This window comes from Streptomyces sp. WM6372, assembly GCF_001279655.1.
Taxonomy (GTDB): Bacteria; Actinomycetota; Actinomycetes; order Streptomycetales; family Streptomycetaceae; genus Streptomyces.
In genome coordinates, this window is record NZ_LGDB01000182.1 from 25576 (window position 1) to 51653 (window position 26078).

A 26078-nucleotide genomic window follows, 5' to 3' on the forward strand; every position below is an offset into this window, starting at 1 on the left:
CTCCCGATGGCGCATATCAGATGGGACTAGTTTCCGAGGTTCAGCAGACCGGTGTTCTTCTGGGTGTTGGTGATGTAGACGTCGGGGAACAGCGGCTGCGAGGTTCCGTCCGAACGCTCGACCCTAGCGGTCATCTTGACGCCCACGGGAATCGTGCTGTCGCTGTTGCGGTAGTCGGGCGTCACCTCGTAGAAGATCGCGTCGTTCGGCCCGAGGATGCCGCCCTCCTTGACGGGCTTCACCGCCAGTTGTGCGACGGCCTCGTAGGTCCGCATGCTGGGCGTTCCCGTGTTCATCCCCGACTGCCAGCACGGGACCAGATTGATCTGTCCGCCGTCTTCGACCATGCCCTTGCCGCCGAGGATGTTGGCGATCAGGTGGCAGCGGGCGAGCCCTGCCGTGGACGAGTTGGCCGTGCGGAACAGATCGGCGTCCAGCCAGCCCGTGATGTCCCCCTTCGCGTCGCTGCCGTTCCCCTTCACCGTACCCAGGCAGGCCTGGGCCATGGCCGCCCGGACACCGGCCGGCCCGAGCGGGTTGGTCTTGATGTTGATGTGCGGGACGGGGTCCGTGGTGTTCTTGATCCACCCGTTGCCACTGGGGACAGCCCCGGCCGGAGTGTTCTGCCGGCAGACGGCCTGCGGCTCGGTGATCGAACCGGCGATCTCCAGGTTGAACTGGTCGCCTTCCACCACGCGCTGGTTCGCGAAGCCTTCGGCGAGCTGGCCCTCAGCAGCCTGCTTGTCCGCGAGCGGGACGTGAGCGCGCGTGCAAGGGCTGCCCGTGCCGCCGTCCAGCACATCGACGACCCACCCGCCACTGCTGTGCCGGGGGAGGAGTTCGGCGCACTGAGCGCCGTCGGTTCCGCCTTCGCGAGTGACCGCGAAGGGGAAGTCGTCGCAACTGTCGGTCGCCACGAGGTCCGTCCGGGCCTGGAACGATCCGCAGGTCCGAGCCGCCCGGCCGGCGATGTCGCCGCGTGCCCGGGTCAGCGGCTTGCCGCGTCCCCAGCCGTCGGGGAGGGTGTTCTGGGCCCACAGGTAGCCGGCCGCCGCGGCCCCCGCGCCCGACGGGCTCTGCTGGTCGCTCATCTTGACGACCGGCATGATGCTGGGCACGACGCAGCCGGGGTCGGACGCGCCGGTGGTGGTGTCCCGGACCGCGTCGTCGCAGCGGATCTTAGCCGGGTTGCTCCAGGAGGCGTTCGGGTCCGTGATCTGGGCGCCGGGAGCAGTCACGTACATCTGGTACGACGTCGTGAAGTCGACCGTCGTGCCGGCGGCCGGGGTGGAGGCGTAGGACACGTTGCCCTTGAGGACCTGGTCCTTGACCATGGTCTTCCCCTGCCAGGGGGAGGCGGTGGTGACCTTGCAGCCGGCCGAACAGGCGGCCCTGAACTTCACGTTCAGGGAGGTGACGGCCCCGGTCGCACCGGTCATGGTGACCACGACCATCTCGTTCCACTTCGTGCCCTTGGCGGGCAGGACGGCACTGCTCGACACGTTCAGCGTGCCGGTGCCGATCTCCTTGTCGTTGCCGTCCTTGAGCGTGTACAGCACGGTCAGGCTGTACACGCAGTACCCGAAGCGGCTGTGCCACCACGTCCCGGGGGTCGTGATCGCACAGCTGCCCGAGTCGGCGGCGGCAGCAGGGGCCGCCGCCGGCGGCGCGGCCGCGAGGGACTTCCGCAGTGCCGTGGTCACCGGCGTGGCGATCGTGGTGACACAGGCCCGCACGGCGCCCGCCTTGCGCTCACGGGAGTCGGCGTGCGTGGGCTCGCAGCTCTCCTCGGAACTCAGCGTGGCGGGGCGGGTCTTGCCGGGGGCGGCTGTGCCGGCCGGACCGTTCGGGTCGACGCCGCCCGCCTTGCGGGGGGACGCCTGCGCCGCCGACGTCTTGCCGACGTCGCCCGGGGCGGGGGCCTGGCCGTCGGCGGCGGCAGCGGTGCCGGTCGCGGTGAGGCTCAGAACGAGGAGGAGAGCGGGAAGTATTCGTCTCCTGCGAGGTGAAATCATGTCTTCTCTCTGTGGAAAGCCGCCCCGGGCGGCATCTGGCAGCACATGCGATCAGTTGCGCCGCATCGCCTTCTGCCGCCCGGGGCGGGAATGCAACCAACGGCCGTTCCGGTCGGGCGTTCCGATCTGACGAAACGTTTCGCCAGTCGATTCGCCCTTGCTCGGATCAGATGTCAGTGAACGAGGTCGTAGAACATCTTCGATGCGGCCCCGGCGGCCTTCTCCACGGTGCGGGCGACCGGCTTGGCCACGCTGGTGGCGGCACGTCCGCCGCCTCGGGTGAGCAGCCCCAGTGCCGCGCGGCCGGCGGAGGACACGAATTCGCCGCTGGTAAAGCCGTATTCGATTCCGGAGGCGATCGCGCTGACTCCGGCGGCGACGACGGAGACGCCGAGGCAGACCGCGGCGATGCTGCCGAGGACGGGTGCTGCCGGGAAGAACACGCACGAGACGGCGAAACCTGCCGCCAGGAGCCCGGCGGCCATACTCACCTTGTCGGCGGTGTCAGCCCACCACTTGGCGTCGTTCCACCATTCGTCCTTGCCGGACTGGCTTCCCTTGGGGTTGACCGTGTCGTTGTTCGTCGTGTCGGAGGGGTTGCGGTTCGCGTCCCGGTCCTTCTGTGCCTGCTCGGCGGCCACGCGCGCGGCTTCCCGCACCTCGGCCGTCCGCTTGTCCGCGGCGATCTGGCGCGCTTCGGCGGCGGCAGCGGCAGCGGTCTTGGCGTCCTGCCCGGCGGCGAGCGCGGACTGGTGGGCGTTGGCGGCGGAGGTCTGGGCGCTGTACGAGGAGGCCAGGGCGCTGCGGGCCGCGTCGATGGCGCGGTTGGCGGAGTGGTTGGCCGCGCGGGAGGCGCTCTGGGCGGTGGCGGCGGCTTCCTTGGCCTTGTTCGCCGAAGCCTGGGCGTCGGCGGCGGACTTGTCCGCCGCGTCCGCGTGCTCGCGGGCCTTGTCCGCGAAGCCCTGGGCCAGGTTCGCCGAATCGATCGCCTTCTGGGCCCACTCCTGGGCCTTCTCGCCGGCGTCCCGGGCCACTGCCGCGACCTGGGAGGCGAGTGCCGCGTCCTTCTGCGCGTCCTGGGCGATCTTGGCCGCTGCGGCAATGCTCGCCTGCATGGCTGCGGCGTGGCTGAGGGAGTCGTAGTCGAGCTGGGCGGCACGGTGCTGGACGGCCTCCACGAAATGCCGGCGCATCCACGCGGGGCCCGACATGGCGACCTCCGCGTAGGCCTTGGAGTACGCGTCGCCGCTGGCGATGACCTTCATGGTCCTGACGGCGTCGTCCTCTTCGACCGCCTTGGGCAGGTCCTCGTCGAAGAACTTCTGGAGGGCTTGCGGGGTGTTGGCGTTGAGCGCGTCGTTGGCAGCCTTGGTCACGGCCTTGCCGGGCTTCTCGTTCAGGATCTTCAGGATGTTGACCCTGTTGTCCTCGGCGCGCGACTTGAGGACGCCGGAGGTGTTGAAGTCCCCTTCCGCGGGGATGCCGCCGGCAATGGCCTGAACCGCTGCCTTCGCCACGGCCGGCTCGGAGACCTGGGCGATGAAGAGGATGGTCTCGCGGTCGTCCTGGGACTCGGCGAGCTGCCGGTCGAGGTCGATCCAGGAGTGGACGTCGTAGTCGGACCCGGCGAGTGCGAAGCGGGCGGCCTGACGGGTCCAGGTGCCGCTGGAGTTCAGCAGTGCGACGGCCGCCTGGCGGCCGAGGGCGGCGGCCGCGGTGAGGTCGTCGTTCCCGAGGGCCTGCTCCGCCTTGGCTATCAGGTCCTTGGTGGCCTGGGCGGTCTTCTGCGCCTGGGTGCGCTTGTTCAGGTCGGCCGCACGTTCGCTCTTGTCCAGGAGGGCGAGTTGCGCGGCCTCCTTCATGCCTTGCAGCTTGTCCGCCACAAGTGCGGCCGCCTCGGCGTCCCGGGCGTTCTTCTCCACGAGAATCGCGTCCGCGATGGCCTGGGTGGCGGTATTGGCGGCCTTGACCGCCTCGTTGGCGTAAGCGGTGGACCGGTTCGCGAAGTCGATTGCCTGGCCTGCGTACTTGACCGCCTCTTCCGCGGCGTCCGCCGCCTTCTCGGCATGCCCTGCCGCGGACTTGGCCGCGCTGTTGGCGGTACGTGCGGCGCGCGCGGCGGTCGAGGCCAGCGCCTGGGCCGAGGAGGCCGCGTTGGTCGCCTGGTTGGCGGCGGAGGAGGCGATCTCCGCCTGGCGCTTGGCCTCCGCGGCCTCGCCCTGGGCGACACCGGAGGCCTCGGCCGCCTGGGCGGAGGCCTTGGCGGCGGCAGCCGCGTCACGTGCCGCGTCCGCGGCGGCCAGGCCGGCGTTCGCGGACTGCTCGGACGCGACGGCCGCTTCATCGGCCGCCTTGGCCGCGGAGTAGGCCTTCGCGGCGGCGTCGCGCGCGGCCACGGCCGCGTTCTTCGCCTCGTTCGTCTTCGAGGCGTCCTTGGACGCGGCGATCGCGGCGTTGTAGGCGCGCGTGGCGGCCGATCCGGCAGCGGCGGCGGCCTGTGAGGCGGCCGTTGCCGCCCAGGAAGCACGCTGCGACGCCTGGACCGCGGCGGACGAGGCACGGATGGCCGTACGGGCGGCGGACGCCGCGCCGCTCGCGGCGGTGGCGGCCTGCCGGGCGGCCTCCGCGGACCTCCGGACGTCGTCCCTCGCCTTCTCGGCTTCGGCGGCGGCCGCCTCGGCCTTCTCCTTGGCCTTGCTGGCGGCTGTCGTCGCACGCTCCGAGGCCTCGACGGCCAGGTCGGTCTGCTCCCGTGCACGCGCGCTCTCGCGCTCGACGATGGCGACCAACTGCCCGATGGTGGCCGCCTCCTGGTCACGGGCCCGTGCGATGTGCTGGCCGGTGTCGAGGTACCACTGCACATCCTCCGCGGTCCCGCTCAGCGCCCGGTTCGCGTACTTCTTGAGCTCCGGGCCCGCTGTGGTGAGGCTGCGGATGATCTCCACCCGCATGTCCTCCAGCCTGGCGTTGTACTGGCCGGTGAGCAGGAACTGCTCCAGCGCCTGGTCCGTGCCGGCACTCAGCGCGGCGTTGCCGTCCCGCTTGATGCTCTTCCCGCCGTTGGCCATGACGCTGAGAGTGGAGACCCGCATGTCCTCGGTGACCGACGGGCGGAAGCCGTCCTTGACGAAGGCGGATACCGCCTCGTCCCCGCCGCTGAGGGCGGCGCCCACGTCCCTGCGGACGCTCTTGCCCCCGTAGCCCAGGTAGGTGAACGCGGCGACACGGTTGTCGATCCGCGTGACCTTCGGCAGCTGCTCGGTCAGGAAGGTCGTGATCTCCTGATCGGTACCGCCGAGTGCGTAGGCGGCCGCCTCCTTGACCGAACGGCCTCCCAGGATCCACGCCTTGACGACCTTGGCCCGATCCGTGTCCGGAAGCGCGAGCGCGTCACCGGTGGGGGCGGCCGCGCCGGGGGCTGCGCGGACCGGGGTGGTGAACAGCAGTGGGGTTGAGACAGCTGCCGCGCCGGCCGCCATGGCGGACACGAATCGGCGCCGACTCCAAAATGTTTCCTGCACAGAAACCTCTCTGACTGTGATCCCGCGTAGAGGCCGGGGATAAAACCCGTCCGGGATTCTCCACCGGACGTCGATGACCCGACCCTATGCAGCGCACACGCCCGGAACACACTCGGCTCCATCCCAATCATCACCGCCACCCAAAGATGGCTGGATCTCGACCATGGATTTTCGAAAAATCGTTGCAACCATTCCGCGGAGTGGCGCAAGTCACGCCCAGAGTGGTGGGTATGTCCTGATATCAGAGATACATCCCATTGGCTGGAACGCGAATGTCTTGGTTTCATTCAGAAGATCGTCAGCCACTTGAGCAGACCTCGAAGCCATCTCGTTTCGAGTGCGCAGATCAGCCATGCCCGGGGATAGCAGCAATCACAAGTTCACGCCACATTCGGGCTCACCGATTTCACTCGCGAGCACACCCGCGAGCACACCCGCGTGCACTCGCGAACCACCTGGATCGACACTAAGGACGAAAATGAAGGCACGTAGCACAATTCTGCGGATCGTCGGCTCGGCTCTCGCAGCCGGCGCCCTGACCTGGGGCGCTGTGAGCGGAGTGACCGGCGGAACCGGAACGGAGGGTCTCACGACGCAGTCGATTGCCGACGAGGGTCCGGGTTACGCCATCGAGGACTTCTCCTACCCGAACGCCGACAAAATCCTCGCGGAGCAGAAGATCAAGCTCAAGAGCGGAGACGGCCACATTCTCCTCGCCGAGTGCACGGGCGCACCCGAACAGATGGAGGTCTTCTCCCACAAGAACGAGAAGGTGTGCTTCCGGACAACCGGAAACAAGGGGTACCTGAGCCTGGAGATCCCGGCAGTATTCGGAATCAAGGGCAACGAATATGCCTCGCAGGTGAACATGACCACGGGTACCGAGGAAAAGACTTTCAACGTCGACAAGAACGCCTGGACGGCCGTGGGCGAGACCGCCGACGAAAAGGGCCGCGATTTCATGCTTCTGGAGATCAGGACTTCCAAGTAGCCGCGGCCGGGGAAACCCCCTCCGTGCGTCGGACGTCACACCCGGCGACATCGGCAACTTTTCCTACTCCGAAAGAAGACCATGCCTGAAACTCGTCTCCCCGCGCGGGCGGCCGGTCTGCTCGTCACGGCCACCGCCGTCGCGGCGGGCCTCGTGTCGGCTGTCCCTGCACAGGCCGTCACGGGTCCCGAAGCACCGGCCGACCGGTACGCCTTCACCGCGGCACTCGCCATCGGCGACGAGACCAACGGCCGCGGCTGCACCGCGGTCCTGGTCGACCCTCGCTGGGTCCTGACGGCCGCCAGCTGCCTGGCCACCACGCCCGGCAGCCCGGTCCCGGCCGGGAAGCCCGCCCTGAAGACCACCGCCACGTTCTCCGGACAGGTCCGCGACATCGTGGAGGTCTCCGCGAGTGCCACCGATCGCGACCTGGTCCTGGGCCGGCTGGCTGCCCCCGTCACCGACATCGCTCCGGTCAAGCGCGCCGCCGCCGCTCCCGCGGCCGGCATCGACCTGGCCTCGGCCGGCTTCGGGCGGACGAGGACGGACTGGGTCCCGGGCAAGGTGCACACCGGCGCGTTCACCGTGAACTCCACCGACTCGGCCACCCTCTCGATCACCGGCAAGGGCACCGACGCCCTCTGCAAGGGGGACACGGGCGGCCCGCTCCTCAACGCCGCCGGCGAGCTCGTGGGCATCAACAGCCGCTCCTGGCAGGGCGGCTGCCTCGGAGCCCCGGCCGGCGAGACCAGTACCGGCGCCATAGCCGCCCGCACCGACAACCTCGCGGCGTGGATCGATCCGGTCATCGCCCCGCGCACCGGCAACCAGGTGTCCCTGCTGGCCGGCGGCGGCGGAGCGATGTGGTCCCAGTTCGGGGACCTGGGCTACGGGGAGTACGGCCAGTCCTGGGCCAAGGTCGACGGCAAGGACGTGTCCCGGGTGGCGACCGTCCGCGACGGCGACACGGTGCGGGCCTACGCGATCGCCGGCGGCCGGGTCTACGGCCAGGACCTCGACCTGGCGGCGAACGGCAAGTGGTCCGGTTGGGGCGAGGTACCCGGTGGTGCCGCCGGCGCCAAGGACATCGCCGCCTCCCTGGTGGGCACCAGCGTCCACGTGCAGATCGCCGGCGCCGACGGCAACCTCTACTCGCAGGTCGCCGACTACAGGGCCGGCCGCTGGAACGACCTGTGGACCGCGGTCGGAGCGTCCGGGCTGACCCGCGTCACCAGCGCGCCCGCCGGGCCCATCGTGCGCGTACAGGCCGTCGCGGACGGACGCGTCTACGGTCGCGACTTCGACACCCGCAACAGCAGTTGGACCCCGTGGGGCGAGGTGCCCGGTGGGGCGAGCGGCGTCAAGGACATCGCCTCCAGCATGATCGGCAACAACGTCCAGGTGCAGATCGTCGGCGGTGACGACGCCCTGTGGACCCAGTTCGGCAACTACGACGCCGGCCACTGGAACGACGCGTGGAGCAGGGTCGGCGGCAGCGGTCTGACGAACATCACCAGCGCTCCCTCGGGCAGCGCCGTCGAACTCTACGCAACCGACACCGCGGGCAGGATCAACACGGCCCGGCTCGACACCGGAACCGGCACCTGGAGCGCGTTCCAGGAACTCAAGGGCGGCATCTCCGCCACCACCGACGTGTCCGCCGCGATCATGGCCGCGCCCTCCAGGGCGACCGTGGCCGCGACCGCGCCCAACGCGCTGGCCATCCAGAACGGAAACCTGGCCACCGGCGCCTTCGGGGCCCAGTGGAACAGCGTCGGCGGCCTCCCCATCACCAACCTGACCAGCGTCGACACCGGCAAGTCGATCCGCTACGTCGGTGTGGCCGGCGGCCAGGTCTACGACCGCGAGTACAACCCGGCCAGCAACGTCTGGGGCAGCTGGAACGAGGTACCGGGCGGGGCCGTAGGCGTCAAGGACGTCTCCGCCACCATGATCGACAACGTCCTGTACGTGCAGATCGTGGGCTCCAACGGCGACCTCCACACACAGGTCGGCGACTACAACGCCGGCCGCTGGAACACCCAATGGACCGCCGTCCCGGGATTCACCGGACTGACCAGCCTCACCTCCGTGAAGGCCGGCCCCTACGTCCGCCTCTACGGGATCGCCGGCGGCAAGGTCTACGGCCGCGACCTCGACACCCGCAGCAACACCTGGAACAACTGGGGTGACATCCCCGGCGGCATCACCGGCGCCAAGGACATCACGGTCTCCCGCGTCGGAGCCACCGTCCAGATCCAGGTCATCGGCTCCGACGGTGCCCTCTACGGCCAGGCGGGCGACTACCTCGCCGGCGCCTTCAAGCCGTCCTGGACCAAGATCGGCGGCACCGGACTGACCCGCCTCTCCAGCAACTCCGCCGCCGGCAACGTCAACGTCTATGCCATCGGCGCCGCCGGAAAGGTCCAGAGCACGACCCTCGACACCACCCTGGGCAAGTGGACCGCCTGGCGCCAGGTTCCCGGCACCCTCAACACGCCGACCGACCTCACCGCCACCGCCACCCGGTAACACCGCACCGCCACCCGTCCGCGCCGCGACCGCCTTCCGGCGCGGACGGGCACCGGCCGGACACTCCTCCTCCCGCACCATAAGGATGACCATGCCCGTACACGGTTCACGCCTCGCGTGGGCTGCCACGCTGATCACCGCCACGGTGGGAAGCAGCCTTCTCACCGCGAGTCCCGCCACGGCCCTCCACGGGAGCGATGCTCCGGGCAACGACTACGCCTCGGCGGCGAAGCTCAACATCGATGGCAGGGCCGCCTGTTCGGGCGCGCTGGTCGACGCCCAGTGGGTGATCACCGCCGCGTCCTGCTTCCGCAACGGCTCCGCGCAGGTCCCGGCCGGCAAGCCCGCGGCGAAGACGACGGTGACCGTGGGGCGCACCGATCTCACCCGGTCCACCGGCACCGTGGTCGACGCCGTGGAACTGGTCCCCCACCCGGACCGGGACCTGGTGATGGTGAAGCTCGGCTGGCGGGTCGTCGGAGTGGAGCCGGTCAAGATCGCCACCACCGCCCCGGCCATCGGTGAGCAGCTCACTTCGCTGGGGTTCGGGCGGACGAAGTCGGAATGGGTCCCCGACAAGGCGCACACGGGCGCCTTCACCGTGGCCTCCGTCGAAGGCGGTGCGCTCGGACTGGACGCATCGGGCGACGCGGTGGTCTGCAAGGGTGACACCGGTGGCCCGGCCCTTCGTCGGACGGACGGCGGTCTGGAGCTGATGGCCGTCAACTCGCGTTCCTGGCAGGGTGGCTGTCTAGGCACGGATCCGGCCGAGACCCGCACCGGGGCGATCGCCGTCCGTGTCGACGACGTGGCGGCCTGGGTGGACCAGGTCCGAAGGACCACCCCTGCGGTACGCCTGGCGGCCCTGGTGCCGAACGTCACCAAGGTGATGGCCTCGGGCGACTTCAACAACGACGGCCGTACCGATGTCGCCGCCGTCACCACCGACGGAAACCTCCACACGTTCGCCGGCCGCCCCGACGGCACGTTCGAGTACGGCCGCCCGCTGTGGCGGGCCGACGGCAGCTGGGGTCCCGCCAAGAAGATCATCGGGGGTGACTTCAACGGCGACGGGTTCACCGACATCGCCTCCGTCTGGGGTGACGGTGCTCTGCGCATGTACGCGGGACAGCCCGACGGCAGCCTGGCCGTCGGCAAGGCGATGTGGACGGGCGGGAGCACCAACTGGGATGCCATGCACCAGCTCGAACGGTACCGGGCCGCCGGCTCCGATCGCGACGGGCTCCTCGCCGTCTGGGGTACGGGCGATGCCAAGGGCTCTCTGTACGCCTACTCCACCGGTCCCGATGGCGTGCTGAACGGCCAGAGCCGCAAGATGTGGCCGGACACCACCTGGATGTCGATCCAGAAGATCGCCTCCGGTGACCTCGACCACGACGGCCGGGACGACGTCGTCGCCATCGCCTCCGACGGCGCCCTGCGCCGCTACAGCGGCAACGCCGCCGGTGGCCTCGACGCCGGCGCCTCCATGTGGCCCGACAAGACCTGGAACAACATGCCCGTCGTGTTGGCCGGTGACTTCGACGGCGACGGCAGGACCGACCTCGGCGGCCTGTGGAGCAACCAGCAGCGCTTCAACGTCTACAAGGGCAACGGCCAGGGTGGCGTCGCCTTGGGCACCAACGCCTGGCCCTCGCCCTTCCCCCTGCCCGCCGGCGGTCAGATGCGCAACGCGAACAGCGGCAAGTGCCTGGAGATCACCAACTCCAGCAAGGACAACAGCGCCGCCGCCCAGCAGTGGACCTGCGGGGCGCAGGCCGGCGCGAAGTGGGAGTTCCGCCCGACGGCCACCGCCGGTGTCTACCAGATCGTGAACGTGAACAGCGGCAAGTGCCTGGAGATCGTCAACTCCAACAAGGACAACGGGGCCCGTGCGCAGCAGTACACCTGCCACGACATCTCCACCATGCTCTGGACGATCAAGCAGGCCGGCAGCACCGTCAGCCTGGACATCCGCAACGTGAACAGCGGCAAGGCCCTCGAGATCGGCGATTCCAGCCTGGCGAACGGGGCCCCCGCCCAGCAGTGGACGCACTCCTCCGACCCGTCCTTCGCGACCCAGAGCTGGTACCTGTAACCCGCCCTGCCGACAAGCCGTGACCCATCCGGCTGACCCGGAGCACTGGACGCTGCCTACGCCGCCTTTGCCTGCTCCCCCGCCCAGCCCACTACTTGAGGAAACCCGTATGTCTGCTCCCCGTCCGCGAACCGCCCGGATGACCGGCTTGCTCGCAGCCGCCACCGCCGTCGCAGCCGGTCTCACGTCCGCCGGACCCGCCCAGGCCCTCACGGGCCCCGAGGCCCCGAACGGCCAGTTCTCCTCCGTCGTCAAGCTGAACATCGGCGACGAAGCCAACAGCCGTGCGTGCACCGGGGCGCTCGTCAACGAGTGGTGGGTCGTCACCGCTGCCAGTTGCTTCGCCACCACTGCGGGCCAGCAGGTCGCGGCCGGAAAGCCCGCCCTGAAGTCGACCGTAACCCTCGCGGACGGCCGGGCCCTCGAGGTGTCCGAACTCGTTCCGCGTACCGATCGTGACGTGGTCCTGGCCCGTCTGGGAGTGCCCGCCCGGGGCGCGGCCGCGGTCAAGCCCGCCGCCACCGCCCCCACCACCGGTGCGGACCTCACCGCTGCCGGTTTCGGCCGGACGAAGACCGAGTGGGTGCCCGCCAAACTCCACGCAGGCGCGTTCACGGTCAATTCCAGCGACGCCACCACCCTGACGATCACCGGCAAGGGCACCGACGCGATCTGCAAGGGCGACACCGGCGGCCCGCTGCTGAACGCGGCCGGCGAGCTCGTCGGGGTCAACAGCCGGTCCTGGCAGGGCGGCTGCCTCGGTGCCAACCCGGCCGAGACCCGCACCGGTGCCGTCTCCGCCCGCACCGACGACCTCGGCCAGTGGATCGCCACGGCGACCGACCCGCTGCTGGTCCGCCCCGGTCAGACCATCGCGTCGGGCACGACCCTCGTCGGCAAGGACCTGAAGCTCTCCATGCAGGCCGACGGCAACCTGGTCATCTACCACAACAGCGGTGGTGAGGGTAAGGGCTCTGCGCTCTGGTCCTCCAACACCTACGGCAACCCGGGCGCCTACGCCATCATGCAGGCCGACGGCAACTTCGTCGTCTACACGAAGGACGGCGGGGACGGCAAGGGCGGCCACCTCTGGTCCACCGCCACCTTCGGCAACCCCGAGGCCTACCTGCGCTTCCAGAACGACGGCAACCTCGTCGTCTACAAGAAGGACGGCGGCGAGGGCACCGGCGGCGGCCTGTGGTCCTCGGAGACCGGAGTGCGCCCGAACACCCTGCCCAGTGACGGCCGCTACCCGGCCGGCTTCTGGGTCGACAGCCCCAGCAAGATCTTCGTCATGGCCCGCGACGGCCGCCTGTACATCTGGGACAAGAACCAGGCGAAGCAGGTGTGGAGTTCCGACGTCGCCGGCGGCGACGGCTCGTACCTCTCCATGCAGCGCGACGGCAACCTCGTCGCCTACCGCAAGGGCGGTGGCGACGGAATCGGCAACTCCTACTGGTCCACCGCCACCTTCGGCAACCCGGGCGCGTACCTCACCTTCCAGAACGACGGCAACCTCGTCGTCTACAAGAAGGACGGCGGCGAAGGCAAGGGCGGCGCCCTGTGGGCCAGCGGAACCGTGCCCACCGACCCGCGTCCTTCCGCCGCGGTGAACGAGGCCGGCGGAAGTGACCGCGTACGCTGGGCCGACTTCGACGGGGACCGCAAGCCCGACTACATCACCATCGCCGACAACGGTGCCGTGTCCGTGTGGCTGAACCACGGCGGCGACCCCGCCGGTGCGAACGGCTGGCAGGGCCTCGGCCAGGTCGCACCCGGTACCACCACCGACCGCTCCCGGGTGCGTCTGGCCGACTTCGACGGGGACGGCAAGGCCGACTACCTCGTCATCAATGCCAATGGCTCCGTGAACGTGTGGCTCAACCGCGGCGGCGACAAGGTCGCGCCGTGGAAGGCGCTCGGCCAGGTCGCCAGTGGCCTCACCACGGATGCGAGCAAGGTCCGCTTCGCCGACTGGGACGGCGACGGCCGCACCGACTACCTCGTCTTCAACGACGCGGGGGCCGTGGACGTCTTCCTCAACCGGGGCGGCGACCAGGTGGCCCCCTGGCAGGGCATCGGCCGTGTGACGGCGGGTGCCACCACCGACCGCAACCGGGTGCGGTTCGCCGACAGTGACGGCGACGGCAAGGCCGACTACTTCGCGGTCAAGCCCGACGGCAAGGTCGACCTCTTCCTCAACCGGGGCGGCGACGTCGTCCCGAACACCGGCTGGAGCGTCGTCGGCCAGGTCACGGGCGGACAGACCACCGACCACACGAAGGTTCAGTTCGTCGACTTCAATGCCGACACGCACGCCGACTACGTCCTCGCCGGTGCCGGCAGCAGCGCCTCCGTCCTCGCCTGGAACGGTGGTGACCCCGTCGGCGGCAAGGGCTGGATCGATCTCGGCAAGGTCGCCAGCGGCGCCTGATCCCACATCCCGGGGCCATCGGCGCGCGTGCCGCGCCGATGGCCCCGGGATGCCCTGCCCGCCGTCCGTTCCCTCGCCATTGCCCTGAGGACGGCCGTCGGGCTCCTTCGTTTCGCAGGCCCGTCGGGGGTGTTCGCCGCCGACAACTGCTCGGCCCCGCCCTTTCCCTGAAGGACCGACACCCATGACACAGCGCATCACCTCGCTCGGCCTCGCCCTGCTGGCGGGCGCCACCGCACTCGGCCTCGGCGCCGCCCCGCCGGCCGCCGCCGCCGTCCGACCCGCCCCACCACTGGTGAGGATCATGCCGCTCGGTGACTCGATCACCGCCGGCGCGGGCAGTTCCCACGGCGCCGGATACCGCTCCGAGCTCTGGCGCCTGATGGAGGGCCAGTCACGCTTCACCCCCGACTTCGTCGGCTCCGGGTCCTTCGGCAACGCCGGCGACCCCGACAACGAGGGGCACAGCGGCTGGACCATCGACGACGTCCGCTCGAACATCGACCGGTGGCAGACCGCCGCCGACCCGGACGTCGTCCTCCTGCACCTGGGCATCAACGACCTCAACACCCACCATGCGGACCCCGCGGACGCCGCACGGCGCCTGTCCGGACTCGTCGACCGCATCGTGGCCAACCGCCCCGGTGTGACCGTCATCGTCCAGGGCCTGTTCGTCGACACTCCGGGCCTCGGGCAGCAGACGCGCGACTTCAACGCCGCCCTCCGCGGCCAGGAAGCGGAGCGCCGCGTCCGTGGCGAGCGGTTCCGCTACGTCGAACCGCCCCGCCTCGACGTAGCGGCCGAGCTGCCCGACCACCTGCATCCCAATGACGCCGGCTACCGCAAAATGGCCCTGGCCTATCAGGCCGGCCTGGACCAGGCCGTCAACGACGGCTGGACCGAGCGGCCGCGTGCACCGCGGGCCGGTACGGAGACGGGCGGCACCGGCCCGGTGCGGTGGGGGGACTTCGACGGCGACGGACGCCCGGACCACCTCACCATCGCGGACAGCGGTGAAGTGCGGGCATGGCTCAACCTGGGCGGGAAGCCGGGCGGTGGCTGGAAGGCGCTCGGCGCTGTCGCCACCGGCACCACGACGGACCGGACCCGGGTGCATCTGGCCGACTTCGACGGCGACGGCAGGACCGACTACTGGGTCGTCAACTCCAACGGGTCTGTCAACGTGTGGCTCAACCGCGGCGGCGACCCGGTGGGAGCCGGCGGGTGGAAGAGCATCGGCCAAGTCGCCACCGGCACCACGACCCGTGCCGACCAGGTCCGCGTCGCCGACTTCGACGGAGACGGCAGGGCCGACTACCTCACGATCGCCGACAACGGCGCCGTCCACGCCCACCTCAACCGCGGTGGCGACGCGGCGGGCAACACCGGCTGGCATGACATCGGCCAAGTCGCCACCGGCACCACGACGGACCGGACCCGGGTGCGCCTGGCCGACTACGACGGCGACGGCAGGGCCGATTACTGGATGATCGGCCCCAGCGGCAGCGTCACCACCTATCTCAACCACGGCGGGGACGGTCACGGCGGCTGGCAGTACCTCGGGCAGACGGCGACCGGCCTCACCACCGACCACGGCAAGGTCCAACTGGCCGACTTCGACGCGGACGGCCACGCCGACTACATCCTCACCGGCTCCGACGGCAGCGTCGGAGTCCACCTCTTCGACGGAGGCGACCCCTCCGGCCCCCACGGCTGGAACCCCATCGGCACCGTCATCGACGGCAGGTCAACGAACCCTTCCCCTGGGCAACAGGTGGGTCGGCGGTAGTTCAGGAGAGGGAATCGGAGGCCCGTCGTAGCCCTTCACCTCACCGAACCTCGTCCCGCTCGTCCAGTCTTCCCGGGCCTGTGTGATCTCCTCGTGCGACCGCCCGATCCAGTCGGGCGCAACACGCCGGCGATGAAAGCCGTGGCTCGCCCCGACGCGCTCAAGGTGCCGTGTTCAATCTGGGAACCGGTGCCGTCGGCCTGGTGATCGCCCGCACGATGATCAAAGTGGGCTGCGGACAGCTGCCTACCGACGTGCCGCAGGGCGCGCACCATGCGCACCATGCGCTCCCTGCCGCGCCGGGGCCCATTGGGCCATCCTGGTGACATGGCGACCCTGGGAGCACGAGATCGAGCCCAGGGCACTGGTGCTGTGCCCGGGCAGCATTGTGGTTCATGAGGGTCGAGTACTGCTCGTACGGCGACGAGTTGTAGAGGGCCGACTCTCATGGCAGTTCCCGGCGGGCAAAGTCGAACCGGGCGAGTCCTGCGAGGAAGCCGCCGTCCGCGAGACGAAGGAGGAGGCCGGCCTGGACGTGGTCACCGTTGGTCGGCCGGGCGAGCAGATCCATCCGATCCTGACGTGATGGACTCGTGTCGGAACAGCCGCCAGGCCAGCGGGCACGAGACGGGAGCCGGTTTCGTCCACCCACACCTGCGGCCGCACGAGCCGCACGGCCCGCCACACCAACCGGGGCCCGCACCTGATCGACCGGCCAGGTCGAGGAGGTCATGAACTGCTGCAACTGCTCGTGGTCCACTGCCAGGCGTTCGGCCATCGGCTGCATCGACTTCCGGCGGCCGTCCAGCGGCTGCCCCGCAGACACAGCCCGCCCTTGGCCCGCTGATCCCGCCGGACCAGTGGGGCGAACACGTCCCCGGCGAAGTCCTCCAACCGACCTCGACACACAGCAAGTTTCCCAGCCCTCATACAACTCGACCGACATCCCACCCCAAGCGACCAACGCCGAGGAAAATCTCGGGAGAGTCAGAAACAAGACACTCCCTGACCGCCCCAGGACTCACGAAGAGACCGTGCGGGACGGCCAGGAGCACACCGTGAAACCGGGAGTGTGGCTGTCGAACACCGAGACCAGACGCACCAGACTCACCACCGAGCAGCTCCAGGCGCTGGCCGCAGAGTCCAGGTCCGCCAGCGAGTCGGCTCTACCGGCGTGCCACGTCCTGAGAGGAAGGAGGAACGATCCTGTCGCCGCGCAGGAGTCCGCTGCCCTGCGGGGCCTCCGCGGGGTCATGGCCGGCACTGACGATTCGGTTGTCCTCGTCAACGAAGACGACATGGGGCTTCATGTCGCGGGCCTCCTCATCAGATACCTGCGCGTAGGCGATGATGATGACGAGATCTCCTGGGCTGATGAGTCGCGCAGCGGCACCGTTGATGCCGATGATTCCTGTGTTCCTCGGCCCTTCGATGACGTAGGTGGAGAGGCGGGACCCGTTGTTGATGTCGACGATGTCGACCTTCTCGCCGGGCAGTAGATCTGCGGCCTCCATGAGGTCGGAGCTGATGGTGAGCGAGCCAACGTAGTGGAGGTCGGCCTGTGTGACTGTGGCTCGGTGGATCTTGGACTTCATCATGGTGCGATGCACGGCGGTTGATCCTCGTCGTTCCTGTTCAGGCAGCAGCTGGGAAACGGCTGCGGTATGTACTTATGATCTTGGTCAACAGGCCGGTGGCTCAGATGCTTGGAGCGCGCCCCTGATGACAGCACATCGTCGGATATCGCCAGCACATCGCCGATCAGCACCGGCAGTTCAGTCTCGTCGTTCTCGATCCGGCGGGACAGCAGCCACTCGTCCTCCTCGTTGATCACCACGACATGGTGTGCGTTTCGCAGATATCGACCCCGGCCCAGAACTTGGCCACGTCCTCGCCCGCCAGCTCGGCACACATCGATCCCACGGACGACCTCGCCGGCGTTGTCCTGCAGCAGCGATCGAGTCGCGTAGCCCAATCAGCGGTCGAGCCGTCACGGGGCTCCGGGTGGCCAAGTCCCGTAAGCCATCCGGCGACTCAGCCCTCATAGCCATGCCGGGGCCTCTGGGAGCCTTGAGATGTCGTCATAGTCCAGCGTGGGCATGCTGGAGACTGTCGGATTGCTCTTCCTGGACAGTAACTACGGCAGCATCATTGCGGGCCCCACCCCAGCGTTTCTCGGTCTCCCTGTGAATGTGCCAGATGTCGTCCTCGGTGAGGAGGACGGAGACAACACCGGGAAAAGCTTCCTCGAAATAAATATAGGGCTTTCGGTTGTCGATGCGCGGGGAGTGGTAGTCGAGTTGGTCCTGCATGCCGTGCTCGCGCGTGACCGGTGTCGCGGGGTGATAGGTGAGTATATTCGGGCTAGCCAGATCGATCAGCTTGTCGTCGACGAGACGGCCCACCTCATGTATGGTCTCGTCGATACTGGCCCGTGTCTCACCGTCGAGGCCGAAAAGGACGGAAGTTCCCAGCTGCAGGTCTTGCTCCTTGACGAGGGCCGCAGCTTCCCTGACCTTTTCCCTCCAGGGCTTACGTTCGTCCCGGCGGATATTCTTGTGGATGTTGTTCATGACCTGCGTCGACATGCTCTCGATGCCTATGTAGATGTAGCTGCATCCGGCATCCTTCATCTTTCGCAGGATCTTTGACGACTCTTCAGCCGAATGTAGCGCGACGAGGGTGTCCACGGTCAGCTGAGCACCCCACTGGAGGTCGCGCAGCCGCTGGACATCGCCTTCCTCGCGAACGAATCTGCGGTAACGCGGGTCGAGTGACCCACTCTCGTCCCGGCGGATCCGGCTGAGCTCTTCGCAGAAATTCTCGATGTCCCGATAACGACCGCTCCAGAAGACGGAGTCGTCGAAGAAGAGCGACTCGGCTCCGTAGCTGACGTACTCACAGACCCGCTCCGCCGCCGCACCTATAGCATCGTTCTTGAACCGCTTGAGACCAGAGCCAAGTTGCGACGACTCGGAGCAGAAATTACATCGGTACGGACAGGCGTTGGACACCATGAAGTGCGCGGTGCGCATCACCTCCCCCGTCCGAGGGCGAGTGAAGATGGGAAATCGGGATCGGATCGCGAATGCCTCGTACGGCGATGGCAAAGACGCGAGGTCGATCGTTGGGCCACGGAGCGGAACGGCGTCGAAGGTCTCCCCCGCCGCCAGGACCACGACCGACGTGCCGGGCACGGGACCCTCTTCAGCGAGCAGCCCCTGTAGGCACGGCAGAACCTGGTCACGGTCCACCCAACGCCCGTCGAGATCGGTGGCAAGGGCAAGGGCCCGCATGAGCAGGTCCACAGCGAAGTAGGCCTCGCCGCCGACGACAGCGTCGACCACTCTGGGAGCCTTGCCCTCCTGAATGACTGCCACCGTGCTGCTGGGTTTGATCACGAGCGCCTGGCCATCGGGGGTGCACGTGATGGTCTCGTCCGCATGACGGCCTCCGAGTATCACGAAGGCATCCGGGACCTCACACTTGGCCAACCTCGCGATTTCGAGCGCGTAGCGATGCGCGGGTGACACGGCGCTGATGAGCACGACCCTGGGCTGGACCTCGCGCAGTAGCCTCAGCCATCTCGTGCGCGCGGCGTCGTCCCAGACCCGGGGGTCGAACACCGTCTGGTCGGTGTTGGGTGACGTGCCGTAGGACCGGTATCCGTCATCACTGGCGGAGAGCCGGTACTCCTTGGACGGGAACCGGGTCCACTCGGGCGCGAGGTCGCTGTAGTGCACGGCGTCCTCCAGAGGTCCGGCGTCCGCCACAGCACGGTGCACGGCAGCACTCAGCGCTGTATAGAGACACATCGGGTCGCCCGGATAGGTGATTTCACCCTCGGATTGGGTCATGACGGGTGCCAGTACCGACAGCACAGGGAAATAGCGGGTGTCCGTTTTCGCGCTCGCCAGGTCATCTAACAGCCCGCGTCTGCGCGTCAGACGCCGTTCCCGAAACGCGTCCAGATCGGACACTTCCCCGGGGCGATGCATCTGAATGCCGCCGCCCCCCGAATGTATCTTCTGAATAGCGTGCGTGGCCATCAGTCCTCCGGATTCTGGTTCTTCCGGGATCTTATCCCCGAACACGGACATCGATGACGCAATTACTCCGGCGGGCCATCGAAGGAAATGCCCGTCCTTCTGTCTTCCCGAAAGGCACATCACAATCCGTCACGGATTGGGACATCCTCAGAGACTGGCCGCATTCCTTTGGCGGTCCAGCAGCTCTTCAATCGAGGGGCCACCCGGCACGACCTCGATTTCCCCGTTGATCTTACTCGACCTTACTAGGTCGTGCCTTAAAATGTCACGTCCGAATCACTCCTCATTCATTCACGTGCGCACGCCGGCGTGAGGGCTTCGACCAGGGTTTCCGTGAACGCGAACTGGACGACCGAGCCAGGCAGTTCCAGGCTTGTTCGCCCGCCACGACGCCTGCGGGCCACCTCCCACCCGCGACCAGTGGGCCTTCCCCCACCTCAACCACAAACGGACAAGAGCTCACGTTCCGCAGCAGTTGTCGAGGTGTCCGTCGTCGCTCCGTGCCCGTTCCAGTGAGCAAGTCCCCTCTCTGACCGCGCAGATCGCGCGGGCGAGCAACCCGGGCTGTAAGACGGCGATGTGGGTGAGGCGCCGGCGGTACGGGCCGTGGTGCGACGAGAACTTCACAGGCTGGCACCCGCGCGACGGACACCCGGGCATCTGGCCCGCCGAGCCGGCCGCCGACGAGGACTGGGAGCGCCGCTACGCCGTCAGGTCCGTCTGGGCAAGAACCCCACGCAGCCCAAGACCAGGATCCTCGCCGCCGCCGGCGACGACGCCTGCCGACCCCTGGAACGCCTCCACCGGCACGGACCGTGCGCTGCTCGACTACTGGCTGAGGCCCGACGGGGCCTGGCGGACAGCGCTGCATCCACCCCTTGTCCACCAGGCCTGTCCGTCACGCTGCGCCGCTCTGCCCGGGGTCAGAGGTCCCCGCCACGGGCACAGCGGCCGTGGCCTGGAGATACGCGGCCAGGCTCTGCAGCGTCGGGTGGCGGTACAGAGCCACCAACGTCAGCTCGGGCACCTGCGCCGCACTGCGCATGGCCTTCATCGAGTCGCCCCCCAGGGCGAAGAAGTCGTCGTCACGCCGGATCGCTTCGATGCCCAGAACGTCCCGCCATGCCGCGGCGATCCGCTTCTCCCACGGATTGCTGGGCTCGGCACCCACGGGTACCGTCCCGCCACGGCGCTCCTCGTGCGGTGAGGGGGCCGTGGGAAGTGACTTGCGGTCCAGCTTCCCGTTGGGGCTCAGCGGCATGGCCGGCAGCACGAGCACAGTGCCAGGAACCATGTGCGCCGGGAGGCTGGCCGCGAGGCTCCTGCGGATGTCCTCCGGGTCCAGGACTTCGCCGTCGCGCGGCACGGCATATCCGACCAGGACCGGGACCCCGACAGCATCGGTCTGTGCGGTCACCGCCGCTTCTTTGACCTGCGGATGGTCGCGGAGTACGGACTCGATCTCGGTCAGCTCCACCCTCAGCCCGTGAATCTTCACCTGAAGGTCGGTCCGGCCGATCAGTTCGATCAGTCCGTCGGCACCGAACCTCGCCAAGTCGCCGGTGCGATACAGCCGCTCGTCGACCACTGTGCCATGCGTCCACTCGATGAATCGCTCGGCGGTCAGGGCGGGCTGGTCCAAGTAGCCAAGCGCGAGACCGACGCCGGCGAGGTACAACTCGCCCGTCACGCGCGGCGGAACGGGTTGAAGTGACTCGTCCAGGATGTATGTGCGCTGATTGGCCATCGGGCGCCCGTACGGAATGCTCCTCCAGGTCGGTTCGGTGGCCTCGACCTCGAATATCGTCGAATAGATCGAGGCCTCGGTGGCCCCACCGAGGGAGATGAACCTGGCATCGGGCGCGGCTCCGCGGGCACGTCCGGGCAACTTCAGCGGGATCCAGTCTCCGGCGACCATGATCAGCCGCAGTGCGTTCACCGGCGAGGGCTCGCCACCCCCGCCACGCTCGACATGATCGAGTACCAGTTCCAGCAGCGCCGGTGCGGTGTTCCACACCGTGACGCCGTGGTCCCCCGCCAGTTTGGCCCAGTGCGCCGGATCCTTGGCCCGACCGGGCACGGGAAGGATGAGAGTGCCGCCTGCCGCCGTCATCCCGAGGTATTCGTAGACCGACATGTCGAAACTCTGGGATGACAGGCCGAGGACGCTGTCGCCGATGCCCACAGCGAAGCGGGAGTTGAGGTCCTCGATGTTGTTCACCACGCCCCGGTGGCGCAGCGCGATCGGCTTCGGCTTACCGGTGGAACCGGAAGTGTGGATGACGTAGCAGAGGTTGTCCGGCCCGGCCTGGGCCTTCGGATCGTGATCGGGCTGAGCGGACAGGGCGGCGGTCTCGCGGTCCAGTAACACCAGGAGTTCCTGCCGTACGGAGTCCTCCCCGGTCAGAGCGGCAGCGAGCTCGCTATGGCTGATCAGAGCCACGCAGGAAGCACCGGTGATCATGGTGGACACCCTGGCCTGCGGATAGGCGGGGTCGAGCGGCACATAGGCCCCGCCGGCCTTGAGTACCCCGAGCATCGAGATCAGAAGGTCGGGCGAGTGCTCAAGGTAGAGGCCGACGCGGTCGTCGGGGCCGACGCCCAGGTCCCTCAGATGGTGTGCCAGCCGGTTCGCCGCGACGTTGACCTCCTGGAACGTCAGCCGGGTCGCTCCTTGGATCACGGCGACGGCCTCGGGTGACCGCGCGGCCCGCTCCTCGAACGCCTCGTGCAGACAGCTTTCCTGGCGGGACAGCTGGGCAGCGGTGTCGTTCCATTCCATGAGGATCCGGTGCACCTCGGGCCCAGTGAGAATCACGAGATCCGCCAGCGCCTGGTCCGGCCGGTTCGCGCCGTCCTCAAGCAGGTTCTGGAAGTGGGCGAGCAGCTGGTCGCCGGTCGCCGTTTCGAAGAGCCGCTCGTCGAAGTGGAGAGCGGCCGACCGGGACTCCGCCTCGGCCACAGGCAGCACGAGTTCGACCTCGTACGGCTGATCGCCCTCGGCGGTCCGGTCCGCACCGAAACGTACGCCGATGCGCGCGGGCTCCGCCCCGGGGGCCGCCACGGTGCTGGCGGCACTGGTCAGTTCGCGGAGCGTGCTCTCCCCGGTGACGGAGAAGCGGAGCAGCGAGTCCCCGCCTCCTTCGCGGTGCACGTGGAACTCAACCTTGTTCTGGCCGGAGTACCGGTACAGCAGCGCGGCTAAGCCGGCGAGCAGCACGCTCTCCGGGGCGGTCACACAGGACACCGCCACATCCTTGACGGCGCTGCTGTAAAGACCGGGAATGTCTCGGCGTACTACCCCCGTGCAACGGGGCGCGTCGACACCACGCGGCCGGTCCGCAGGCATTTGGGCGGCATGGGAGGACAATTCCTGTCTCCTGTCACAGATTCTCGACATCGCAGATGTAATTCGACTGTGAATATCGGATGGGCGCACGTGCGCACCGACTGCCGGGCCAGGAAGCTCCGAGCTCTGCGAGCGACCAGCCTCAGCGTCTGATCCGGGCTGAGGAAGGCGCTGTTGGCGACATTAACGGCGTGTTGCGAACGCCGCAATATGGCCGACATCACACGTCGCGGCCGAAGGCTGCCGCATAACCTTGTGTGCTCCCCCATAGGGCAACCACGACGTACTCGGGGAACTCCCCCTGTGGCCCAACAGGACTGTGGGGATGCGACTGGAGGGCTAGGGGGACCCGCAGGAGTTCGCCGAGCGATCGGCTTCCTGCCGCAGCCTCTCCGTACGAGCCTCCTCTCCGTCGTGCGGCACCGCACCGACATTGGTCCGCACAGCGCTGTGCCATCCAACCAACACGGAACAGGACTATGAACGCCGACACTTCGTCAGCTGCTCTCGACTCCCTCGATCTGAGCCGCCTGTCACAGCGGGACGGGGAGAAATGGGCTACTGCGGGCGACGGCATGCTGTCCTCTTGGGTCGCGGACATGGACTTTCCGACCGCACCCGCGATACGCCGGGCCCTGCTGCGCCGCGCCGACGGCGATCTCGGCTACCCCTCATGGTTCGACGAGAGCCGCGGTGGCCCGCTCGGCGAGTTGTTCGCCGAGCGGACGCGGCACCGGTACGGCCACAGGCCTGATCCCACGCACGTCCGGCTGTTCACGGACATCAACCAGGCGATGCTCGCGACGCTCCAGGTCGCCACCGACCCCGGCGATGCGGTACTTCTGCACAGCCCCGTTTGCCCGCCGTTCGTCGATGTCATCGAGAGGATCGGCCGCAGGGCGCTGACCGTTCCGATCCAGGAGGGCGAGGACGGGTGGGAGTTCGATCCCGCGCTCATGGAGCGGACCGCGGCGGACGCGGGCTCGGGGCGCTGCCGTGTGCTTTTCCTCGTCAACCCCCACAACCCCACCGGCCGGGTGTTCCGCCGTGACGAACTGGAGTCACTCGCGGAACTCGTGCTCAGGTTCAACCTGTTGGTGATCTCCGACGAGGTGCACGCGGATCTGACCCATGCCCCGCACCAGCACACTCCCTTCGCCTCACTCAGTCCGGAAATCGCTGCCCGCACCGTCACCCTCACCTCGGGGAGCAAGGCATTCAACCTCGCCGGGATCCGCTGCGCGGTGGCGCACATAGGACCGCAGGCCGTACGGGATGCCGTCGACGCCCGGCGCGGGCTGCTTTTCGGCCAAGTAGGAGTGCTCGCGGTCGAGGCACTGAAGGCCGCCTGGACCTCGGGCGATGCCTGGCTGGACGAAGTGCTGGCCATCTTGGACCGGAACCGGCGGCTGCTGGCCGAGCGGCTCCCGGAGAGCATCCGATGCCGGACTCCGGAGGCCACTTTCCTGGCCTGGCTCGACTGCCGGCAGCTAGAGATCGGTCCGGACCCCATGCCCTTCTTCCGCGACGAGGCCAAGGTGCTCCTCTTCTCCGGTCCGGCCTTCGGAGCTGGCGGCGACGGATTCGTACGGCTCAATTTCGGTACGTCCCCGCAGGTCCTGGAAGAGACCCTGGAACGCATGAGCGCCGCGTTGCGACGGCGGGGACGTGACTGAGAACCGCCTTGGCCTCGATCGAGAGCGCCGCACCGGTCGGCATCCTGGTGACGGTCCTGGCGATCCACCGGCATCGGCCTGCGTTGGACGCTTCTCGCCTTGGGTGCCAGTTACCTCGTCTTGGTCCTCATAGCCCTGCGCAACCGCGAGCTGCGCGACATAGACGTTCCGATCAGCACCAACAACCCCGCAGGCGCGGACAAGGAGCTTTCCTGTGACTAACCACGCGACGGTGCGGGTCCAACTGGCCTCCGCTCTGGAAATGCAGTTCTGGCTCAGTGAGCAGATCGACCCGGCGAGCCACGCCGGCTGGATCCTCGCCCAGGTCCGCGTCGACGGCCCGCTCGATCTCCCTGCCCTCGACGCAGCACTGTCGGCAGTGGCGCGCCGCCAGGAGGCGCTGCGCACCGCCTTCGTCTTCGAGCACGAGCAGGTGGTCCGCAAGGTCCTCGCGGAGCCGGTCGCAGAGCCGCTGCTGCGCCTCGGGGCCGGCACCGGCTTCGAGGAGGCGGCCGCCACCCTGCTGAACGCCGACACCTTCGATCTCGCCGCGGGCCGCGTCTACAGGGCCGCAGTCGCCCCGGACGCACAGGGCGCCACCGTCTTCCTGGCGGTCCATCACGTCGCTTTCGACGGTCTCTCCCAGGAGGTGTTCGCCGCGGATCTGGCGTGCGCCTACGCACGGGCCGTCGACGGCGTCGCGACCGATCTGCCCGTACTGGAACGACCGGAGGCCGCAGAACTCACACCGGAGCAACACGCCGAACTCGCCACACACTGGCGCGCCTTGCTGGCTGGGGCGGCCGACCTTCCTACCCCGGACGGCGGCCCGGCGCCGAACCAGCACGAGCTCGCCGTGGGCGGGTCGGCCGAGCTCCGAACCACATATCCGCCCACCACCTGGCAGGCGGTGCGCGACCGGGCCAGGCGCAGCGCCTGCTCACCCTTCGCGGTGCTGCTGGCCGCGTACGGCCGGGCTCTGGCCGAGATCACCGGCGGCTCCGACTTCTGCATCGGCACACCGGTGGCCGCCCGCTCGGCCGGGCAGGAGGACGAACTCGGCTGCCTGATCAACGTCCTGCCGGTGCGGATGCCCGAGCTGTCCGGGCCCGGGGTGGTCGAGCGGGTCTGGGCTGCCGTGCGGGAGAGCATCCTGGGCTCGGCGCTGCCCCGTTACGAAATCGTCCGGGCCGTACATACGGTCGCCGGCGGTCGGATGCCCGTCTACCAGGCGCTATTCGCCTTCGAGAATTGGCGGCGCGTCGAGCATGCGGCCGGTCCGGTGCGGATGCACGCCGTTCCGGTGCCGCCGGTCGGCGCGGTCGCCGAGGTTCAGCTCCAGGTGTGCGAACTGCCCGACGGGACCCTGAAATGCATCGTCCAGGCTCCGCTGACCGGATCCTGGCCGCAGCGGCTCCGTGATCTGCTGCGCGCCTTCGACAGCCAACTCGCCGAAATCGCCCCGTCGGCCACGACGTCAGCCACGCCTCACTCCTTCTCCTCGGAAGCTCCCGCATGACCACCACGTCCAAGGTCGCAGCCGGTGCAGCGGAACCGGTAGGGGCAGGACTGTCCGCCGGCTAGGCGTCAGCGGTGATGAGGTCAAGCCACCGGGAGCCCCCTC

Annotated in this window: 14 protein-coding genes and 3 pseudogenes; 9 read left to right on the forward strand and 8 right to left on the reverse strand. The window is 68.5% G+C overall.

The features are described from left to right. Nucleotides 1-26: 26 nt before the first annotated feature. Nucleotides 27-2015 (reverse strand): DNA/RNA non-specific endonuclease, encoded by a 1989-nt coding sequence (locus ADK52_RS42990; protein WP_063783867.1) that lies wholly within the window; start codon nt 2013-2015, stop codon nt 27-29. Between the two features lie 173 nt (nt 2016-2188). Continuing rightward, a complete protein-coding gene (locus ADK52_RS17365) occupies nt 2189-5494 on the reverse strand; it encodes an ALF repeat-containing protein (protein WP_053690727.1) in 3306 nt (1101 codons plus the stop codon). Between the two features lie 520 nt (nt 5495-6014). Here ADK52_RS17365 and ADK52_RS17370 point away from each other — a divergent pair. The 5 genes from ADK52_RS17370 to ADK52_RS17390 all read left to right on the forward strand — a co-directional run bounded on the left by ADK52_RS17370 (nt 6015) and on the right by ADK52_RS17390 (nt 15380). Further along, entirely contained in the window at nt 6015-6527 is a 513-nt protein-coding gene (locus ADK52_RS17370) for a hypothetical protein (RefSeq protein WP_182508772.1), read from the forward strand. 81 nt (nt 6528-6608) lie between these two features. After that, nucleotides 6609-9059: a trypsin-like serine protease gene (locus ADK52_RS17375; RefSeq protein WP_053690729.1), complete on the forward strand. Its 2451-nt coding sequence runs from the start codon at nt 6609-6611 to the stop codon at nt 9057-9059. A gap of 91 nt (nt 9060-9150) precedes the next feature. Further along, nucleotides 9151-11157, forward strand: coding sequence for an RICIN domain-containing protein (locus ADK52_RS17380; protein ID WP_053690730.1), 2007 nt, complete (start codon nt 9151-9153; stop codon nt 11155-11157). A gap of 109 nt (nt 11158-11266) precedes the next feature. Next, a complete protein-coding gene (locus ADK52_RS17385) occupies nt 11267-13591 on the forward strand; it encodes an FG-GAP-like repeat-containing protein (protein WP_078988399.1) in 2325 nt (774 codons plus the stop codon). 184 nt (nt 13592-13775) lie between these two features. Beyond that, on the forward strand, nt 13776-15380 hold the full coding sequence (locus ADK52_RS17390) for an FG-GAP-like repeat-containing protein (protein WP_053690732.1): 1605 nt from the start codon (nt 13776-13778) through the stop codon (nt 15378-15380). Here the strand turns inward: ADK52_RS17390 and ADK52_RS42995 are convergent. After that, nucleotides 15339-15494: pseudogene (locus tag ADK52_RS42995) on the reverse strand (pirin family protein); the annotation flags it as partial. The gene ADK52_RS17390 and the pseudogene ADK52_RS42995 overlap by 42 nt on opposite strands. A 235-nt stretch (nt 15495-15729) precedes the next feature. On the opposite strand from ADK52_RS42995, the pseudogene ADK52_RS40165 reads away from it, so the two are divergent. Next, nucleotides 15730-15954, forward strand: a pseudogene (locus ADK52_RS40165) (NUDIX domain-containing protein); the annotation flags it as partial. A 59-nt stretch (nt 15955-16013) separates the two neighbouring features. On the opposite strand, the pseudogene ADK52_RS43710 reads toward ADK52_RS40165, so the two are convergent. The 5 genes and pseudogenes from ADK52_RS43710 to ADK52_RS17410 all read right to left on the reverse strand — a co-directional run. After that, a pseudogene (locus ADK52_RS43710) lies at nt 16014-16310 on the reverse strand (transposase); the annotation flags it as partial. A gap of 236 nt (nt 16311-16546) precedes the next feature. After that, nucleotides 16547-16990, reverse strand: a complete 444-nt coding sequence (panD, locus tag ADK52_RS17395; RefSeq protein ID WP_078988401.1) for an aspartate 1-decarboxylase — start codon at nt 16988-16990, stop codon at nt 16547-16549. Then, nucleotides 16975-17214: a hypothetical protein gene (locus tag ADK52_RS44800; RefSeq protein WP_182508770.1), complete on the reverse strand. Its 240-nt coding sequence runs from the start codon at nt 17212-17214 to the stop codon at nt 16975-16977. Before ADK52_RS44800 ends, panD begins: the two co-directional genes overlap by 16 nt. A 247-nt stretch (nt 17215-17461) precedes the next feature. Next, entirely contained in the window at nt 17462-19429 is a 1968-nt protein-coding gene (locus tag ADK52_RS17405; protein ID WP_199828518.1) for a B12-binding domain-containing radical SAM protein, read from the reverse strand. 898 nt (nt 19430-20327) lie between these two features. Continuing rightward, the gene (locus tag ADK52_RS17410; protein ID WP_159045963.1) at nt 20328-22676 is read right to left on the reverse strand and encodes a non-ribosomal peptide synthetase; all 2349 of its coding nucleotides are present in this window, start codon (nt 22674-22676) and stop codon (nt 20328-20330) included. 581 nt (nt 22677-23257) lie between these two features. On the opposite strand from ADK52_RS17410, the gene ADK52_RS17415 reads away from it, so the two are divergent. From ADK52_RS17415 to ADK52_RS17420, 3 genes are all read left to right on the forward strand, one after another. Further along, entirely contained in the window at nt 23258-24454 is a 1197-nt protein-coding gene (locus tag ADK52_RS17415; protein WP_053690736.1) for a MalY/PatB family protein, read from the forward strand. Nucleotides 24455-24553: 99 nt separating this feature from the next. Continuing rightward, on the forward strand, nt 24554-24676 hold the full coding sequence (locus ADK52_RS44495) for a hypothetical protein (RefSeq protein ID WP_267887268.1): 123 nt from the start codon (nt 24554-24556) through the stop codon (nt 24674-24676). Continuing rightward, complete coding sequence (locus ADK52_RS17420) at nt 24669-25973, forward strand: condensation domain-containing protein (protein WP_159045964.1); 1305 nt, start codon at nt 24669-24671, stop codon at nt 25971-25973. Before ADK52_RS44495 ends, ADK52_RS17420 begins: the two co-directional genes overlap by 8 nt. Nucleotides 25974-26078 lie beyond the last annotated feature (105 nt).